Raw genomic sequence first — 15,987 nt, 5'->3', positions numbered from 1 at the left:
CGTAGCTCACGCCGCTCACGCGCCTTTCATGGGAAGTAATCGGACTGGAGTCCGGTTGATGTCGGATGAAACTTGGATCATTCCACTGAGTACACCAGGAGTTGCCATGAGCGAGACCCGCATCCTCACTCTCGTCGGAAGCCTGCGCGCGGGCTCCATCAATCGCCGCCTGGCCGAGGCCGCCGCGCAGACCGCGCCCGCCGGTGTCGAAATCACCATCTACGAGGGTCTCGGCGAGATCCCGTTCTACAACGAGGACCTGGACATCCCCGGTGCGGTACCCGCGCAGGCCGAGGCGCTGCGTGCCGCCGTCGCCGCGGCCGACGCCGTCCTGCTGGTCACTCCCGAGTACAACGGCACCCTGCCCGCCGTGCTGAAGAACGCCATCGACTGGGCCTCGCGCCCGTACGGCGCCGGCGCGATCAAGGGTAAGCCCGCCGCGGTCGTGAGCGCGTCGATCAGCCCGAACGCCGCGGCGTGGGCGCACGGCGACACCGTCAAGTCCGTCGGCGTGGCGGGTGGCGTCGTCGTGGAGTCGGCGCACGCGCAGTTCGCGACCATCGGCGAGCGCTTCGCGCAGACGCATCCGGCCGAGGACGCCGAGGCGCTGACCCAGCTCGGCGCGACCGTGCACGAGTTGGTCGCCGCGGTGAACGGCACATTGATCACCGCGTAAGCTGGTCTTTCGGCAGGGCGTCGCAACCGTTACGGATGCGACGCCCTTTCGCTGTCCGCGAGGTTTGCTGAAGACTCGCCGGTAGATGAAATCGTGATCTGAACCACTGTTTCACCTGCTCGTCGGTGGCCCGTCCTGGGACTTACCGCGTGGGAATTACATCCGTGCGACTCGCAACACCTTGTGTTGTTCCCATCTGTCGGACACTAGGTGTAGTGTCTGTCGTACTGGAAGACAGCACGGAGCCACCACTGATCGGGCCCAAGGGAAGGGGTTACGAGCAGGGCTTTCTTCGTCGGATCCAGGAGTTTGCGCAGCATCACCCGTTCGTGCGTTGCATACGGATCACAGGCTGTGGATCAGGCATAGGAGAGAGGGACTTCCATCATGACCGTCACCGTGTACACCAAGCCCGCTTGCGTGCAGTGCAACGCCACCTACAAGGCTCTCGACAAGGTCGGCGTGGACTACGACGTCATCGACATCTCGGAGAACGACGAGGCGCGTGACTTCGTCATGGCGCTGGGCTACCTGCAGGCGCCGATCGTCGTCGCGGGTGACGATCACTGGTCGGGTTTCCGTCCCGATCGCATCAAGGCGCTCGCCGTCGCGGCTGCGTGATTCGCGCCGGTTCGCCGGTAAGGAGGCGCCATGCCCGAGCAGACGACTCCGGGCGGGCTGGTCTACTTCTCCAGCGCTTCGGAGAACACCCATCGTTTTGTCGAGAAGCTCGGACTCCCGGCCACTCGACTTCCACTACACACCACCGCTGAATCGCCGCGGATCGACGAGCCCTACGTGCTGATCACCCCCACCTACGGTGGTGGTCGGCACGTCATGGGGGGACAACGTCCCGACAAGGACCTCGTCCCACGGCAAGTCGCCAAGTTCCTCAACGACCCACACAACCGCGCGCTGCTGCGCGGGGTGATCGCGGCCGGCAACACGAACTTCGGCGATACCTATTGCGTTGCAGGAGACATCATCTCGCGAAAATGCGGGGTGCCGTATCTGTATCGCTTCGAACTCATGGGAACCGCTGAGGACGTCGCGCGCGTCCGAGAGGGATTGGGATTGTTTTGGCAACAGCAACCACGGCACCGGCAGGCAAGTCAGCACGTCTAGAGAAGTCGGCGGTGCGCGGCGAGGCGGGCGAGGCGCTCGACTACCACGCCCTCAACGCGATGCTGAACCTGTACGGTCCCGACGGCGAGATCCAGTTCGACAAGGATCGCGAGGCCGCGCACCAGTACTTCCTGCAGCACGTCAACCAGAACACCGTCTTCTTCCACAACCTAGACGAGAAGCTGGACTATCTGGTCAAGGAGAACTACTACGAGACCGAGGTGCTCGACCAGTACGGTCGCCCCTTCGTCAAGCAGCTGTTCCAGCAGGCCTACGCCAAGAAGTTCCGGTTCCCCACCTTCCTCGGCGCGTTCAAGTACTACACCTCGTACACGCTGAAGACCTTCGACGGCAAGCGCTACCTGGAGCGTTTCGAGGATCGCGTCTGCATGGTCGCGCTCACCCTCGCCGCGGGCGACGAGGTGCTGGCGAGCAATCTGGTCGACGAGATCATCGACGGCCGCTTCCAGCCCGCCACCCCCACCTTCCTCAACTCGGGCAAGAAGCAGCGCGGCGAGCCCGTGAGCTGCTTCCTCCTTCGCATCGAGGACAACATGGAGTCCATCGGGCGCTCCATCAACTCCGCGCTGCAGCTGTCCAAGCGCGGCGGCGGTGTGGCGTTGCTGCTGAGCAACATTCGTGAGCACGGCGCTCCGATCAAGAAGATCGAGAACCAGAGCTCGGGCGTCATCCCGATCATGAAGCTGCTGGAGGACTCCTTCTCCTACGCGAACCAGCTGGGTGCGCGGCAGGGTGCGGGCGCGGTGTACCTGCACGCCCACCACCCCGATATCTACCGTTTCCTCGACACCAAGCGCGAGAACGCGGACGAGAAGATCCGCATCAAGACGCTGTCGCTGGGTGTGGTGATCCCCGACATCACCTTCGAGCTGGCGAAGAAGAACGAGGACATGTACCTGTTCTCGCCCTACGACGTCGAGCGCATCTACGGCGTGCCGTTCGCCGATGTGAACGTCACCGAGAAGTACTACGAGATGGTCGACGACAAGCGCATCCGCAAGTCGAAGATCAAGGCGCGCGAGTTCTTCCAGACCATCGCCGAACTGCAGTTCGAGTCGGGCTACCCCTACATCATGTTCGAGGACACGGTGAACCGGGCCAACCCGATCAAGGGCAAGATCACCCACTCGAACCTGTGCTCGGAGATCCTGCAGGTCTCCACTCCCTCGGAATTCAACGACGATCTGTCGTATTCCAAGGTGGGCAAGGACATCTCGTGCAATCTGGGTTCGCTCAATATCGCCAAGGCGATGGACTCACCGGACTTCGGTCAGACGATCGAGACCTCCATCCGCGCGCTCACCGCCGTCTCGGACCAGACCCACATCTTCTCGGTGCCCTCGATCGAGCAGGGCAACAACGAGTCCCACGCCATCGGCCTCGGTCAGATGAACCTGCACGGCTACCTGGCGCGGGAACGGGTCCACTACGGCTCCGAAGAGGGTGTGGATTTCACCAACATCTACTTCTACACCGTGGTCTACCACGCGATTCGGGCGTCGAACCTGATCGCCAAGGAGCGCGGCTCCGCGTTCGGCGGGTTCGCCGACTCCAAGTACGCCAGCGGCGAGTACTTCGACAAGTACACCGAGCAGGCCTGGGAACCGAAGACCGACAAGGTGGCTCAGATGTTCGCCGACGCCGGCGTGCGCATCCCCACCCAGGACGACTGGCGTCTGCTCAAGGCCTCGGTGCAGGAATACGGCATCTATAACCAGAACCTGCAGGCCGTCCCGCCGACGGGTTCGATCTCCTACATCAACCACTCCACCAGTTCGATCCACCCGGTGGCCTCGAAGATCGAGATCCGCAAGGAAGGCAAGATCGGCCGCGTCTACTACCCGGCCCCCTACCTGGACAACGATAACCTCGAGTACTACGACGACGCCTACGAAATCGGCTACGAGAAGATCATCGACACCTACGCCGCGGCCACCCAGCACGTGGACCAGGGCCTGTCGCTGACGCTGTTCTTCAAGGACACCGCCACCACCCGTGACCTGAACAAGGCGCAGATCTACGCGTGGCGCAAGGGCATCAAGACGCTCTACTACATCCGCCTGCGCCAGATGGCGTTGGAGGGGACCGAGGTGGAGGGTTGCGTCAGCTGCATGTTGTGAGCTGAGCTAACGATAATGGGCGGTCTTCTCGGGGAGGCCGCCCTTCATCGTGTCAGTGGGCATTGTCGAAGAGGTCGAAGCAGGACCAGCCACCGCGGAACCACTGGACGGTCAGCTGCCAGGTCGACGGGTAGGTGCCGTCGGCGTACCGCAGTCGGAGTCCGTACCGGCACTTGCCGATCGTTGTCCGGGTGCGGTGCTGGATGACGGTGCGGTGTAGGAAGGACGCGCCGAGCCAGGCGAGGATGCCGTAGAGGACGGCTGTCGGGCCGGGAGCGAGGTACCAGGCGGTGATGCCGATCGTGGCGTGCAGTGCCGCGTCGATGAGGAACGCGGGAATCACGCCGTTCTCGGTGCCGCTGGATGTGGTTCCGGTGAGCGGGAATTCGTCCTTCCGGTCCCGGGTTTCGCGTGCGACGCGCGTCGGTCGCGCGGGGCCGCGCACGTATCCGCTGTTCCTCGCCGCGTGCCGGGGCGGTGCTGCGTTGCTCATGGGGCCATCGTGGTGGGCGCCGCTTAATAAGCACCCGGTATCGGCCTTGTCGACCTGACGACGGTATGCGCGACGGCGAGCACCTATGGCCGTGGATGACGCGGCGTTTCCGCGACGAACTTCTCCGCACCGGACGCCGCTTCACGATGCTGACCGATCCGCACGAGCCGTGCCTCGCGACCGCCGTCGACGCACTCCTGACCGTGGGTTGGGCCGACGCGGATCCGTTGCCAGAGCGCATCGCGAGTGAACGGGCGCACTCCTAGTCTGCCGATCGGGTGCGCGGCGTGGGTGTTCGTCACAGTGGCGGCGCGAGCGAGGTGGTGACCGGCCCAGGTCTTGCGCGACGAGCGCTCGGTGCGGTTGCGGGTCTTGTTAGCGTGGCCGCGTTGTGCGAAGCACGGTGAAAGGGAACGGATGAAGCGCGCGTTCGTGGTGGTGGTCGCAGGGTTGGCGTCGGCGACGCTCGTCGGATGCGCGAGCGAGGAGCCCGGGGCCGCCGCCACGAAGACCTTGTTCGAGCCGTGCACCGGAGTCACCGCGGACGCACTGCGCGCGGCCGGTGTCGACCCCGCGACGAAGGTGGCGGCAGGCGCGGTGTCCGCCGGTTGGCAGACCTGCGAGTGGACCGGTGCCGCCGCCTATCTGAGGGTGTTCTCGACCTCGCGAACCCTGGACCAGTTCGAAAAAGAGGCAGGTCCGACACCTCTCACCGACTACACGGTCGCGGGCCGCACCGGCCGTCGCCTCGGCGACACCCCCACCTCCTGTGACATTCTCTTCCCCGCGACCCAGGGCGTCATCCGCATGGTTGTCGTGAACAACCCCGCCCAGCAGGCCGCGGACGCCTGCGCCACCCTGCGTCACATGGGTGATTCGATCGTCGCGACCTTCCCGACCTGAGCCGAGTCCGCGCCCGTCCGGGGTCGGCCGAACGAGCAGCAGAGTTCGATGGTGCAGCCCACGAGGTAGGTGCCGACGCGCGAGACCGGCCGTGGATTACGCCAACGCCGGGATCACCTCGCGTTCGAAGAGTTCGATACCCGAGGTGTCGTAGGCGGCTTCGGGGAAGTTGACGATGGTGTACGCGAGGCCGAGATCCTTGACCGCCGTGAGGCGTTCGACGATCTGCTCCGGGGTGCCGACGGCCGCGCTGGTCGCGAACTGCTCGTGCACGCGGGCTTTCGCCACATCGGCGCCGAGGAAAGGCGTGAATCGGTCAACGATTGTCGAGAGTCTTTCCTGCACTTCGGTTTCGGTGCTGCCGACGATGGCGTTGAAGTTCGAGCTGCGGGTGATGGCGGCGAAATCGGTGCCGACCTCGTCGCAGTGCTGGCGCAGGATGTCGGACTTGCGGGCGAACTCGGCGGGGTCGCCGCTGAAGTTGGTGTAGTCGGCGTACTTCGCGGCGATGCGCAGGGTCTTCTTCTCGCCGCCACCGGCGATCCAGATCGGAATCCCGTTCTCCTGCAACGGCCGTGGGTGCACGATGGCATCGTCGACCTGGTAGTACTTGCCGTCCAACGTCGCTCGACCGGTCTTCCACGCCTCGCGGAAGATCTGCACGCCCTCGTCCAGGCGGCCGAGACGTTCACCGGCGGACGGGAAGCCGTAACCATAAGCGCGCCACTCGTGTTCGTACCAACCGCCGCCGATGCCCATCTCCACCCGACCGCCGGAGATGAGGTCGACGGTGGCGGCCACCTTGGCGAGGTAGGCGGGGTTGCGGTAGCTCATGGCTGTACACATCTGGCCCAGGCGCACGCGGGAGGTGGTGGCCGCGAACGCCGCCATCAATGTCCAGGCCTCGTGGGTGGCCTCGTCGGTGGGAACGGGCGTGGTGTGGAAGTGGTCATAGACCCAGATCGACTCCCAGTCGGAGCCCGCGTCGAACCGCTGGGCCAGTTCGCGCATCACCGACCACTGGTCAGCCGGTTCGATACCGACCAGATCCAGCCGCCAGCCCTGGGGAACGAATATGCCGAAGCGCACAGGTTTTCTCCTGGAATGAAGTGAAACTCGAGCGGCGCCACACGCCGCGGATGTCGAGATCCACTGTTCCACTTCTGCGCGATCAGGCAACTATTGTGCGCGCACCGCGCTGAACCCTGGACCGGCCGTTATGTGTCGAAACGCAGTTGGCACGCGGGCCGAACCCGGGCATGCTTGTCGCTGTATGAACAATATTTCTCCACGCCGTCTCGGCGTCGACTTCGGGCGAGTGATCCAAGGGGCCGCGCTCACACCGGGCGCCGCGGACACCGTATTCCTGTCGGGCGGCATCGACGAGGCGATGAGCACCCCGCCGAGTCCCGGCGCGTTCGACGTGCTCAGCCGCCTGGTGGACCGTGTCGACGGCAACGCCTGGGTGATCTCGAAATGCGGTCCGCGCGTCGAACATCGCACCAGGCAATGGCTCGACCACCACGACTTCGCCGCGCGCACAGGAATCCCCCGAGAACACTTGCGCTTCTGCAGAACTCGCGCGGGCAAGGCGCCACACTGCGCCGAACTCGGCATCACCCACATGATCGACGACCGACTGGAGGTGCACGCGGTCCTGCGCGATCTGGTGCCCCGGCTGTATCTGTTCGGCGCGCAGACCGTACGGGTGCCGGACTGGGTGACCCACACCCCCGACTGGGCCGCGGTCGAGCGCGTGGTCGGCGCGGATCTGGCAGGTCAGGCGCTCGGGTCGCCGTAGGAGGCGGCGATGTCCTTGCTGCTCGGCCAGCCGCTGTAGGTCGGTGATTGCGGCCAGTTCTCCGGACTGTCCTGCCATTGCTCCTGGCGGCCGTAGGGGAGCGCGTCGATCAAGCCGAAGGTGTAGGCGAGTTGTTCGGTGCCACGGCCGTCGGTGTGCAGCTGCGGTAGACGGTGTCGCCGTCGCGCAGGAAGGTATTCACGGCGAAACCCGCGCCGGGGCCGGCGCCCACGTCGGCGCCGAACGGGCTGTCGGCGGTCGAATACCAGGTCATCGTGTTGCCGACGCGAGACTTGTAGGCGAGTACCTCGTCCATCGGCCCCTGCGTCACGATGACGAATCGCGCGTCGTAGCCGTCGAGAAAATCCAGCCGGGAGTACTGCGCGGTGAGGCCGGTGCAGCCGGGGCACTGCCAGGTGTTTCCCGGCGTCCACATGTGGTGATAGGTGATCAGCTGCGAGTGCCCGTCGAAGACCTCGGCGAGCGAAACATCGCTGCCGTCTTCGGCTTTCAGTGTGTAGTGGGGCAGGCGCACGGCCGGCAGACGCCTGCGCTGGGCGGCGACGGCGTCGAGTTCGCGGGTCGCGGCCTTTTCCCGGATCCGGAGCTGATCGAGTTCGGCCTGCCAGACGTCGCGATCGACGATGGTGGGCAATGCGGTCATGGTGAGCCACCCTTCGATGTGTACGGCGTGCACATTCGGTAATGTGCACACTGTACACTTCATCGAAAGGGCGTTCAAGAGTTGGCCTACCATCACGGTGACCTCGCGGCGGCCCTGGTCGAGGCCGGGCTGGACCTCACCAGATCCGGTGGTCCCGACGCGTTGACCATTCGTGCGGTCACCCGCCGGGTCGGCGTCACGCCGAATGCCGCCTACCGGCACTTTCCCGACCGGCGAGCCCTACTGCGGGCGGTCTCGGCCGCGATCGAGGCCAGGATGGCCCAGGGCATGGAGCGCGGCCCGGCGGCGCCGCGTGCGAGCCTGCGCGCGGTCGGCCTCGGTTACATCGGCTTCGCGCTGCTCGAACCCGGCTGGTTCGCGGTCGCGTTCTTCGGTGCCGGCGATGCCTCGCCCGAGTCGGTCGTCGACTCGCCCGCCTACCTCGCCCTCGCCGATGCCCTCGACATGATGGTGCACATCGGCGATCTCGACCCCGCGGCGCGCGCCGCAGCGACCTGGAGTTGCTGGTCCACCGTGCACGGATTCGCGGAACTGGCGTTGCGCGGCCCGCTGCGGCACCTGGATCGCGCCGAGTTGTGGCCGCTCGCCGAGCAGGCCGTCGACACCGTCATCGCGGGGCTTCCGCCCGCGGTGTGATCAATACCACTGTGACCGGTGGTGCGCGAGTTGGAGATGAAACGATCGGCCCCCGCATGTAGTCTTGCGGATGGAAGGGTGTGCCCGAATGGGTACGTCATGCGATCCGCGGAGCGATCACCCGCGGCGACTGCGAGGAGGTGGGGTTGTCATGTGCAACGAACCTCCCAGTCGAAGGCCGCGCGGCGTCGCCCCTTCGTCTTCGTACAGCGAATCCTGACCTGCTCGGTCCGGTCTGTGCGTATCGGCCTCGGTGGTGGACGCCCCGCGGTGTGAACCACCGTCACCCGTTCCACTTCTCGCGCAACCTGTAGCTGTGCCACAGGCGTGCGCGCTGGCATGCCAAGGACTCGATCATGTCGAACGTCGATTTCGTCACTGCCCGTCATGTACCCGCTGAAACCGTTGTGCCCGAGACTGTTTCGCCGCGCCGAGCGGTCGTGGAAGAGCACGCTGTCACCGAGGCGCTCGCGATCCTGTCCGAATCGGTGCGCGACATCGTCGAGACCCACCGGGTCTGTGGCGGTCTGGACTGGCTCGACAACCGTCCGCCGCACGTCATCGCCGACGCGCTGGCCCGGATGGACGCGGTGCAGGCCGGTGTCGTGTTCCGGCTGCTCGACAAGGAGCGCGCGCTGAGCGTGTTCGAGGAACTCGAGCCCGTCGACCAGCAGCAGATCCTGCAGGGCCTGCGCGAGAAGAGCTTTCGCGATCTCGTCGAGGCGATGGACCCCGACGACCGCGCCCGCATGCTGCACGAAGCGCCCGCCAAGGTCGCCAAGAAGGTCCTCGCCGGGCTGAGCCCGCGCGAGCGCCGGATGACCGCCACGCTGCTCGGCTACCCCGAGGGCTCGGTCGGGCTGTACATGACGCCGGAAGTTGTTGCGCTGCCGGACAATCTGACCGTCGCGCAGGCACTGGGCTGTGTGCGCGCCAAGGGTGCCAACGCCGAAACGGTCTACACGCTGCCCGTGGTCGATCGCGGCCGTCGCCTCACCGGCATCGTCGAACTGCGCGAGCTGGTGCTGCACTCGCCGGACGCGATGGTGTCGGAGTTGGTCGTCACCGAGCCGCCGTTCGTGCGGGCCACCGATGCCGCGGAGAAGGCCGCCCGGTTGATGAGTTCCACCAACCTCATCAACCTGGTGGTCGTCGACAGCGAGGACCGGGTGGTCGGGCTGCTCACCATCGACGACGCGATGGAGGTCCTGGAGGCCGCCGACAGCGAGGATGTCGCCAAGCAGGCCGGTTCGGCGCCGTGGGAAGGCCACTACATGGCCGCCAAGGTGTTCCAGCTGGCGCGTTATCGGGCGCTGTGGCTGACGCTGCTGCTGTTCGCGGCCACGCTGACCGTGAGCGTCACCGACATGTTCGCCTCCACGCTCGAACAGGCCGCGAGCCTGGCGCTGTTCATTCCGCTGCTGATCGGCGCGGGCGGCAACGCGGGTGCGCAGGCCGCGACGGCGTGCGTGCGCGCGCTGGCGGTCGGCGAGGTGCGCGTCTCGGATCTGTTCAAGGTGATCTGGCGCGAATGCCGGGTGGGGCTGGTGCTCGGCGCCATGCTGGCCGCCGCGGGCCTGCTGATCGGCACAGTGTTCGTCGGGCCGAAGATCGCCGTCGTCGTGGCCATCACCCTGGTGGTCATCTGCGGCTGGGCGGCGACCATCGGCGGCACGATGCCGTTGCTGGCCAAGAAGTTCCGGATCGACCCTGCGGTCGTGTCGGCGCCGATGGTGACCACCCTGGTCGACGCGACCGGGCTGATCATCTACTTCACCACCGCGAAGCTGGTGCTGGGAATCTAGCGCGGCGGGAAGAGCGTGAGCGCCTGCGCCATCACGTCCTTGGCGACGTCGTCGGTGGCGGCCACCACCTCGACCACCGGAATGCGCCTGCCGAACGCGGTGGATTCGGCGGGCAGTTCCGGGCCGACAGCCGCGGTGTAGATCGGGATCGAGCTGTCGTACACCGAGACCGAGCGGTGCACCGTGCGGCCGTCGATCCGGTCCTCGGTGCTGTTGGCGGCCAGATACTCGGGCACGCGGTACTCGTAGCTCACGGTGATCTTCTCGCCGCGATAGCTGAACAGGCACTGGGTGAGTCGCTGTTCGTCGTCGCGGACGGCGCCCGCGAGTTTGCCGCGCACTGTGCACGGGTCGGCGCCGAGCAACACCGTGGGCGCGGTGTCGGGGGAGGTGCCCTGCTTCGGTGACTGGCGCCAGCGCTCGATCATGCCCGGCATCAGGTCACCGGCCACGGTGCACGGTTTCTTGCCGGGAGTGGACAGGCCGAGGTAGACGGCGGCGCCGGAGGGAAACCAGGCCGTCGCGCCGCAGGCCCGGGGTTCACCGGCATCACGGTCGGGGACCGTGCGCACGCTGGCCGCGCCGACCTGTGTGGTGACGCCTCTGCCGCTGGAGCCGAGGCTGCTCAGCAGGGTGGCGTGCCAGGTGAGGGTGGAATCCTCGGTGCCCGCGCCACCACTGAGGATGGCCCGGCACGAATCGAGGCCGATGGTCACGCTCTTGACCTCGCCGACCTTCGCGAGCGCTTCGCGCGGCAGCACCGCGCAGACATCGACCTGGCGTGTCGCCTGGGCCACGTCGTCGCGCTGGCGCTCGTCCTGGGGCACCTGCGACCAGAACTCCGGGGGCTGGGCGGGAATCACCGGTGCGGGTGGTGGCGGCAGCTTCCCGTAATCAGGGGCCGTGCCCTCGTCGTCACTCCCGCATCCGGCGCACACGAGCAACGCGGCAGCGGCCAGCGCCATCCTGCGATACATCGGCACCCCTGTCCTCGACGGATCCAGGCCCGGACTCGCGCCCGACCACCGAGTCTGCCCGCCACGGCAACTCTCGCGCAAACATCGCGCGAGGTCGTTCTCGGAACGTTGTCGTCTGCTCGCCGACATCACCCGATATGCCAGGTCGTGTCGATGCCGCAGATATGACCCGGCACGGCGGGGCCGGGGGTCGGGTAGTGGCGGCGCTCACGGCGAAACGGGCGCGGGCACGCGGGTGGCGAGTCACTGGCGATGCGATGGTGGTGCGTGCGCGATCGTGGCGCACAATAGGGGCCGCGTGTGTGGTGTGGGAGTTCGGCCGGTCGGGTCGGGTTCGGCGCGCCGCAACACAAGCTGTAGTGCTCCCTGAGGTTTTGACCCACTACGAGTAGTGTTCGTGGGTGAAGGGCTTCGCGTACGGCGGCGGCTGCGGGTCAACAGGTCTGGCGGAAAGGTGTGGAGACGGAATGAAGCTCATCGATCGGGCGTCGGCCATCAACTGGAATCGGGTGCCCGATGAGAAGGACGCCGAGGTCTGGGATCGGCTGACCGGCAACTTCTGGTTGCCGGAGAAGGTCCCGGTGTCCAACGACATCCCGTCCTGGAACACCCTCACCCCCGACGAGAAGCAGCTCACCATGCGGGTCTTCACCGGCCTGACGCTGCTCGACACCATCCAGGGCACGGTCGGCGCGGTCTCGCTGATCCCCGACGCGCTCACCCCGCACGAGCAGGCGGTGTACACCAACATCGCGTTCATGGAGTCGGTGCACGCCAAGAGCTACAGCTCCATCTTCTCCACCCTGTGCTCCACCAAGGAGATCGACGAGGCGTTCCGCTGGTCGGAGGAGAACCGCAACCTGCAGCGCAAGGCCGAGATCGTCCTGTCGTACTACAACGGCGACGACCCGCTCAAGCGCAAGGTGGCCTCCACGCTGCTGGAGAGCTTCCTGTTCTACTCCGGCTTCTACCTGCCGATGCACTGGTCCTCGCGGGCCAAGCTCACCAACACCGCCGACATGATCCGCCTGATCATTCGCGATGAGGCCGTGCACGGCTACTACATCGGCTACAAGTACCAGAAGGGCCTCGAGCTGGTCTCCCAGGCCGAGCGCGAGGAGCTCAAGAACTACACCTTCGAGCTGCTCTTCGAGCTCTACGACAACGAGGTCGACTACACCCAGGACCTCTACGACGAGGTCGGCCTCACCGAGGACGTCAAGAAGTTCCTGCGCTACAACGCCAACAAGGCGCTGATGAACCTCGGCTACGAGGGCCTGTTCCCGAAGGACGAGTGCGAGGTGAACCCGGCGATCCTGTCGGCGCTGTCGCCCAATGCCGACGAGAACCACGACTTCTTCTCTGGTTCGGGTTCCAGCTATGTCATCGGCAAGGCGATCAACACCGAAGACGAAGACTGGGAGTTCTGAGCGAACTCGACGCATAACGGCGGCGGAGACTTTCTCCGCCGCCGTTGTGCTATTCCGAGGCGGTCGCCCGGGTGAACCGCGCGGCGAGCGCGCGGAGGTGCTCGGACAGTTCGGGGCCGTGTTCGATGTCGAAATCGGTGTCGAGGGCGCCGAGGAGGAAGGTCAGTCCGCGCGGGTTGTCGGCGCCGATCTCCAGGCGGCAGGTGTCGGCGTCGATCGGTTCGACGGTGCCGTAGGTGGCCGCGGCGCGGGCCGGTTCGGAATCGGCGGGGACGTGGAGTCGAACGGTGGCGCGGTAGGGCCACAGCTGCGCGACACCTTTCGCCACGTGCGCGGCGGCATCGCCGCCGGGGATCTCGCGTGGCGAGAAGCGCGGGCCCACCGGTATTTTCGGCTGCATCCGGTCCACGCGGAAGGTGCGCCAGTCGTCGCGGTCGATATCCCAGGCGACGAGATACCAGCGCGGGCCCCAGGTGACGAGTTCGTGCGGCTCGGTCTCGCGGCGGGATTCGCGGTCGCCGCTGCGGTAGTCGAAGCGCAGGCGTTGGTGGTCGCGGCACGCGGCCGCGATGGCGGACAACACCGCGGGATCGATATCGACCCGCGCCCGGCCGGGGATCTGGACGTTGGAGACCTGCATGGCGTGCACGCGGTGGCGCAATCGCGCGGGCAGCACCTGTTCGAGTTTGACCAGTGCGCGCAGCGCGGTCTCGCCGATTCCGCTCACCCCGCTGATCGACGCGGTGCGCAGGGCGATCGCCATCGCGACGGCTTCCTCGTCGTCGAGTTGCAACGGCGGCAGCCGCGCGCCCGGCTCCAGGTGATAGCCACCGTCGATGCCCTTCACCGCGCGCACCGGGTAATCCAGTGCGCGCAGCTTGTCGACATCGCGGCGCACCGTGCGGGTGCTGACGTCCAGGCGCGCGGCGAGCTCGTCGCCCGACCACTCGCGCCGGGTCTGCAACAGGGCGAGCAGTCGAAGCAGCCGCGCCGAAGTTTCTTTCACGAATTCGACTCTGCCAGGTCTATAGGACAGAAGGTGTCCGCTTGTGCCCATAACGTTGTTCTCATGAGCAACGAGATCACCCCGTTCCGGATCGAGATCCCGCAGGCCGAGCTGGACTACCTCCAGGCCAGGCTGACCGAGGCCCGCTGGCCCGTCCAGCAGCCGGGCGCCGAATGGAGCCGCGGTGTGCCGGTCGCGTATCTGCGCGAGTTGGCCGAATACTGGCGTAATTCCTACGACTGGCGCGCCGCCGAGGCGCAGCTGAACGAGTTCGCGCAGTTCACCACCGAGATCGACGGCCAGCGCATCCACTTCCTGCACGTGCGATCGGCGAATCCCGATGCCACGCCGCTGATCCTGACGCACGGCTGGCCGGGTTCGGTCGTCGAATTCCTCGATGTGATCGGTCCCCTCACCGACCCCGCGGCCTACGGCGGCGACCCGGCCGACGCCTTCCACCTGGTGATCCCGTCGCTGCCCGGCTTCGGTTTCTCCGGACCGGTCGCCGAGGAAGGGTGGGATCCGGCCCGCATCGGCAAGGCCTGGGTCGAGTTGATGAGCAGGCTCGGCTACGAGAGCTACGGCGCGCAGGGCGGTGACTGGGGTGCGTTCGTCACGCCCGAGGTGGGCCGCGCGGGCGGTGACAAGGTGATCGGCGTGCACGTCAACGCAGCGACCTTCGGCTACATCCCGTTCGGTCCCGTCTCCGACGAGGACAAGGCGACGATGACCGAGTCCGAACTCGCCCGGCTCGACCGCCTGGCCCTGTTCAAGAGCGAGGGCAACGGCTACTTCCAGATCCAGGCCACGCGCCCGCAGACCGTGGCCTACGGCCTGCACGATTCGCCGATCGGCCAGCTCGCGTGGATCGTGGAGAAGTTCAAGGAGTGGACGTTCCCGGCCACGGGCCTGCCCGAGGACGCCGTGGATCGGGATCGGCTCCTGACCAACGTGATGCTCTACTGGCTCACCGGCACCGCGGGCTCATCGGCCGCGCTGTACTACGAGGCCACCCACGTCCGCTCCTGGGAGACCACACCGCTGAGCACCCCCGTCGGCGTCGCGGTCTTCGCCGAGGACGTCGCGATCCGGCGCTACGCCGACGCGGACACCGACATCGTGCACTGGTCGGAATTCGACCGGGGCGGTCACTTCGCGGCGATGGAAGTACCGGACCTGCTGGTCGCCGACATCCGCGCGTTCTTCCGAGGGCTGCGCTGAGCCAGCGGTCCCGCGGACGCCGGCCGAATCAGGCTGAGATCGACAGGGTGCTCACGGGACCGCGATCTGGGCGTTGATCGAATCGGAGAGTCGGTGACCGCTGATTGTTCAGCGGGGAGCCGAGCCGCCGGGCGGGGGGCCACTCGGGGCGCCGCCTGAGGGGGGCGGGCCGCCGGGGGCGCCGTTGCCCGAGGGGGGTGGGCCCGGGAAACCGTTGTCGGACTGGGTGTTCTGGGACTTCGCCGCTACGCCGACGGTGAGGGAGACCGACATGGTGGTGGTGGGGGTGCCGGTGACGGTGGCCAGTTCGGCGTCCCAGCCGTCGCCGAAGACGCCGTCGGAGGCGAGGGTTACCCCGGACATGTTGCGGATGCTGTCGGCGTAGCCGGAGTCGGCCTCGAAGACCGTGGTGCACGCGTCCTGGGGGAGGGCGATCTGGGAGGTGAGGCGGGCGTTGTCACCGGCGACCGCGGTGGTCAGGGAGTCGTAGACCTCGAAGTGGATGTGTGGCCAGCGACCGGCGTAGCAGGCGGGGAAGATCGAGGTGAACCGGACGGTGCCGTCGTCGTCGGCCACTTGGACCCCGCGCAGGTAGTTCTGTTCGGTGGCGCCCTCGGTGTAGAGGGAGTATCGGCCCTCGCGGTCGCAGTGCCAGACGTACACCGCCATTCCGGTGCCTGCCACGTTCTTCACGAGGTCACGCAGATTCAGCGTGAGGGTCATCGGAACACCCTGGGCCGTACCGGAATACGCGCCGAAGCTGGTGGTGATGTCGGAGCGCACCACGCCGGATTCGATCAGCACATTGGGTCCGTTGGAACCGTCACCGGGGTAGGGGCCCGCTGTCTCCTCTGGTGCCGCGGCCGGAGTCGCTGACGTGGCGGAGGAGGTGGCGCCGGCGGTGCTCGTGCTCGACCCGGAACTGTCGGACGAGGTCGCGCAACCCGCCGCCGCTGCCGCGACCCCGGCGACGCCGAGGAAACCCAGCGCTCGTCGCCGTGACATCACTCGAAGATCGTGCCCTAATCCCAGATCGTGCTCGCCCATCGTCGCTCCTTCGCTGTGGCGGTGTTGTCGACCACGCTAGG

16 protein-coding genes and 1 pseudogene are annotated in these 15,987 nt (G+C 66.6%); 11 read left to right on the top strand and 6 right to left on the bottom strand.

What is annotated here, in order from left to right; genetic code table 11:
* Window positions 1-106 precede the first annotated feature (106 nt).
* The 4 genes from NA12_RS11855 (at window position 107) to nrdE (ending at window position 3,942) form a co-directional block, all read left to right on the top strand.
* Window positions 107-676, top strand: coding sequence for an NAD(P)H-dependent oxidoreductase (locus tag NA12_RS11855; RefSeq protein ID WP_067449293.1), 570 nt, complete (start codon window positions 107-109; stop codon window positions 674-676).
* Between the two features lie 387 nt (window positions 677-1,063).
* Entirely contained in the window at window positions 1,064-1,297 is a 234-nt protein-coding gene (nrdH, locus tag NA12_RS11850) for a glutaredoxin-like protein NrdH (RefSeq protein ID WP_067449291.1), read from the top strand.
* A 30-nt stretch (window positions 1,298-1,327) separates the two neighbouring features.
* Entirely contained in the window at window positions 1,328-1,801 is a 474-nt protein-coding gene (gene nrdI, locus NA12_RS11845; RefSeq protein WP_067449289.1) for a class Ib ribonucleoside-diphosphate reductase assembly flavoprotein NrdI, read from the top strand.
* Between the two features lie 59 nt (window positions 1,802-1,860).
* The gene (gene nrdE / locus NA12_RS11840; RefSeq protein ID WP_243654815.1) at window positions 1,861-3,942 is read left to right on the top strand and encodes a class 1b ribonucleoside-diphosphate reductase subunit alpha; all 2,082 of its coding nucleotides are present in this window, start codon (window positions 1,861-1,863) and stop codon (window positions 3,940-3,942) included.
* Between the two features lie 52 nt (window positions 3,943-3,994).
* Here the strand turns inward: nrdE and NA12_RS11835 are convergent, their stop codons facing one another.
* Complete coding sequence (locus NA12_RS11835) at window positions 3,995-4,435, bottom strand: RDD family protein (protein WP_132369666.1); 441 nt, start codon at window positions 4,433-4,435, stop codon at window positions 3,995-3,997.
* Window positions 4,436-4,530: 95 nt separating this feature from the next.
* Here NA12_RS11835 and NA12_RS11830 point away from each other — a divergent pair, with 95 nt between their 5' ends.
* Both NA12_RS11830 and NA12_RS11825 read left to right on the top strand, forming a co-directional pair.
* Window positions 4,531-4,701, top strand: a complete 171-nt coding sequence (locus tag NA12_RS11830) for a hypothetical protein (protein ID WP_174551073.1) — start codon at window positions 4,531-4,533, stop codon at window positions 4,699-4,701.
* Window positions 4,702-4,852: 151 nt separating this feature from the next.
* Window positions 4,853-5,338, top strand: a complete 486-nt coding sequence (locus NA12_RS11825; RefSeq protein WP_067449281.1) for a DUF3558 family protein — start codon at window positions 4,853-4,855, stop codon at window positions 5,336-5,338.
* Between the two features lie 96 nt (window positions 5,339-5,434).
* On the opposite strand, the gene NA12_RS11820 is transcribed toward NA12_RS11825, so the two are convergent.
* Complete coding sequence (locus tag NA12_RS11820) at window positions 5,435-6,427, bottom strand: LLM class F420-dependent oxidoreductase (RefSeq protein WP_067449279.1); 993 nt, start codon at window positions 6,425-6,427, stop codon at window positions 5,435-5,437.
* Between the two features lie 184 nt (window positions 6,428-6,611).
* Between NA12_RS11820 and NA12_RS11815 the strand changes: the two genes are divergently transcribed.
* Window positions 6,612-7,139 carry a hypothetical protein gene (locus tag NA12_RS11815; protein WP_067449277.1) on the top strand — a complete coding sequence of 176 codons (528 nt, stop codon included), beginning with the start codon at window positions 6,612-6,614 and terminating at the stop codon, window positions 7,137-7,139.
* Here NA12_RS11815 and NA12_RS11810 read toward each other — a convergent pair.
* Window positions 7,118-7,803 (bottom strand): annotated as a pseudogene (locus NA12_RS11810) (DUF899 family protein). The gene NA12_RS11815 and the pseudogene NA12_RS11810 sit on opposite strands and share 22 nt — an antisense overlap.
* Before the next feature lie 81 nt (window positions 7,804-7,884).
* On the opposite strand from NA12_RS11810, the gene NA12_RS11805 reads away from it, so the two are divergent.
* Window positions 7,885-8,460 carry a TetR/AcrR family transcriptional regulator gene (locus tag NA12_RS11805; RefSeq protein ID WP_067449275.1) on the top strand — a complete coding sequence of 192 codons (576 nt, stop codon included), beginning with the start codon at window positions 7,885-7,887 and terminating at the stop codon, window positions 8,458-8,460.
* A 356-nt stretch (window positions 8,461-8,816) separates the two neighbouring features.
* Entirely contained in the window at window positions 8,817-10,265 is a 1,449-nt protein-coding gene (mgtE, locus tag NA12_RS11800; protein ID WP_243654697.1) for a magnesium transporter, read from the top strand.
* Here mgtE and NA12_RS11795 read toward each other — a convergent pair.
* The gene (locus tag NA12_RS11795) at window positions 10,262-11,242 is read right to left on the bottom strand and encodes a peptidase (protein WP_067449273.1); all 981 of its coding nucleotides are present in this window, start codon (window positions 11,240-11,242) and stop codon (window positions 10,262-10,264) included. The two genes, mgtE and NA12_RS11795, sit on opposite strands and share 4 nt — an antisense overlap.
* A 467-nt stretch (window positions 11,243-11,709) precedes the next feature.
* Between NA12_RS11795 and nrdF the strand changes: the two genes are divergently transcribed.
* Complete coding sequence (gene nrdF, locus NA12_RS11790) at window positions 11,710-12,672, top strand: class 1b ribonucleoside-diphosphate reductase subunit beta (RefSeq protein ID WP_067449271.1); 963 nt, start codon at window positions 11,710-11,712, stop codon at window positions 12,670-12,672.
* Window positions 12,673-12,721: 49 nt separating this feature from the next.
* On the opposite strand, the gene NA12_RS11785 is transcribed toward nrdF, so the two are convergent.
* Window positions 12,722-13,678 carry a helix-turn-helix transcriptional regulator gene (locus tag NA12_RS11785; protein WP_067449269.1) on the bottom strand — a complete coding sequence of 319 codons (957 nt, stop codon included), beginning with the start codon at window positions 13,676-13,678 and terminating at the stop codon, window positions 12,722-12,724.
* Between the two features lie 63 nt (window positions 13,679-13,741).
* Here NA12_RS11785 and NA12_RS11780 point away from each other — a divergent pair, with 63 nt between their 5' ends.
* Window positions 13,742-14,899: an epoxide hydrolase family protein gene (locus NA12_RS11780; RefSeq protein WP_067449267.1), complete on the top strand. Its 1,158-nt coding sequence runs from the start codon at window positions 13,742-13,744 to the stop codon at window positions 14,897-14,899.
* Between the two features lie 108 nt (window positions 14,900-15,007).
* Here NA12_RS11780 and NA12_RS11775 read toward each other — a convergent pair whose 3' ends face one another.
* A complete protein-coding gene (locus NA12_RS11775; RefSeq protein WP_067449265.1) occupies window positions 15,008-15,946 on the bottom strand; it encodes a dioxygenase family protein in 939 nt (312 codons plus the stop codon).
* Window positions 15,947-15,987: the final 41 nt, after the last annotated feature.

Origin of the sequence: Nocardia alba NBRC 108234 (genome assembly GCF_001612665.1) — a bacterium.
Classification (GTDB): Bacteria; Actinomycetota; Actinomycetes; order Mycobacteriales; family Mycobacteriaceae; genus Nocardia; species Nocardia alba.
The sequence above is the reverse complement of the archived record's forward strand: the minus strand, read 5'-3'. Positions and strand labels throughout refer to the sequence as shown.

Bases quoted from the DNA above. Each gene is read 5' to 3' on its own strand.
- NA12_RS11825 (WP_067449281.1), top strand. From the start codon at position 4,853: ATGAAGCGCGCGTTCGTGGTGGTGGTCGCAGGGTTGGCGTCGGCGACG.
- nrdH (WP_067449291.1), top strand. From the start codon at position 1,064: ATGACCGTCACCGTGTACACCAAGCCCGCTTGCGTGCAGTGCAACGCC.
- nrdE (WP_243654815.1), top strand. From the start codon at position 1,861: ATGCTGAACCTGTACGGTCCCGACGGCGAGATCCAGTTCGACAAGGAT.
- NA12_RS11830 (WP_174551073.1), top strand. From the start codon at position 4,531: ATGACGCGGCGTTTCCGCGACGAACTTCTCCGCACCGGACGCCGCTTC.
- NA12_RS11775 (WP_067449265.1), bottom strand. From the start codon at position 15,946: ATGGGCGAGCACGATCTGGGATTAGGGCACGATCTTCGAGTGATGTCA.
- mgtE (WP_243654697.1), top strand. From the start codon at position 8,817: ATGTCGAACGTCGATTTCGTCACTGCCCGTCATGTACCCGCTGAAACC.
- NA12_RS11855 (WP_067449293.1), top strand. From the start codon at position 107: ATGAGCGAGACCCGCATCCTCACTCTCGTCGGAAGCCTGCGCGCGGGC.
- NA12_RS11835 (WP_132369666.1), bottom strand. From the start codon at position 4,435: ATGAGCAACGCAGCACCGCCCCGGCACGCGGCGAGGAACAGCGGATAC.
- nrdF (WP_067449271.1), top strand. From the start codon at position 11,710: ATGAAGCTCATCGATCGGGCGTCGGCCATCAACTGGAATCGGGTGCCC.
- NA12_RS11780 (WP_067449267.1), top strand. From the start codon at position 13,742: ATGAGCAACGAGATCACCCCGTTCCGGATCGAGATCCCGCAGGCCGAG.
- NA12_RS11795 (WP_067449273.1), bottom strand. From the start codon at position 11,242: ATGTATCGCAGGATGGCGCTGGCCGCTGCCGCGTTGCTCGTGTGCGCC.
- NA12_RS11815 (WP_067449277.1), top strand. From the start codon at position 6,612: ATGAACAATATTTCTCCACGCCGTCTCGGCGTCGACTTCGGGCGAGTG.
- nrdI (WP_067449289.1), top strand. From the start codon at position 1,328: ATGCCCGAGCAGACGACTCCGGGCGGGCTGGTCTACTTCTCCAGCGCT.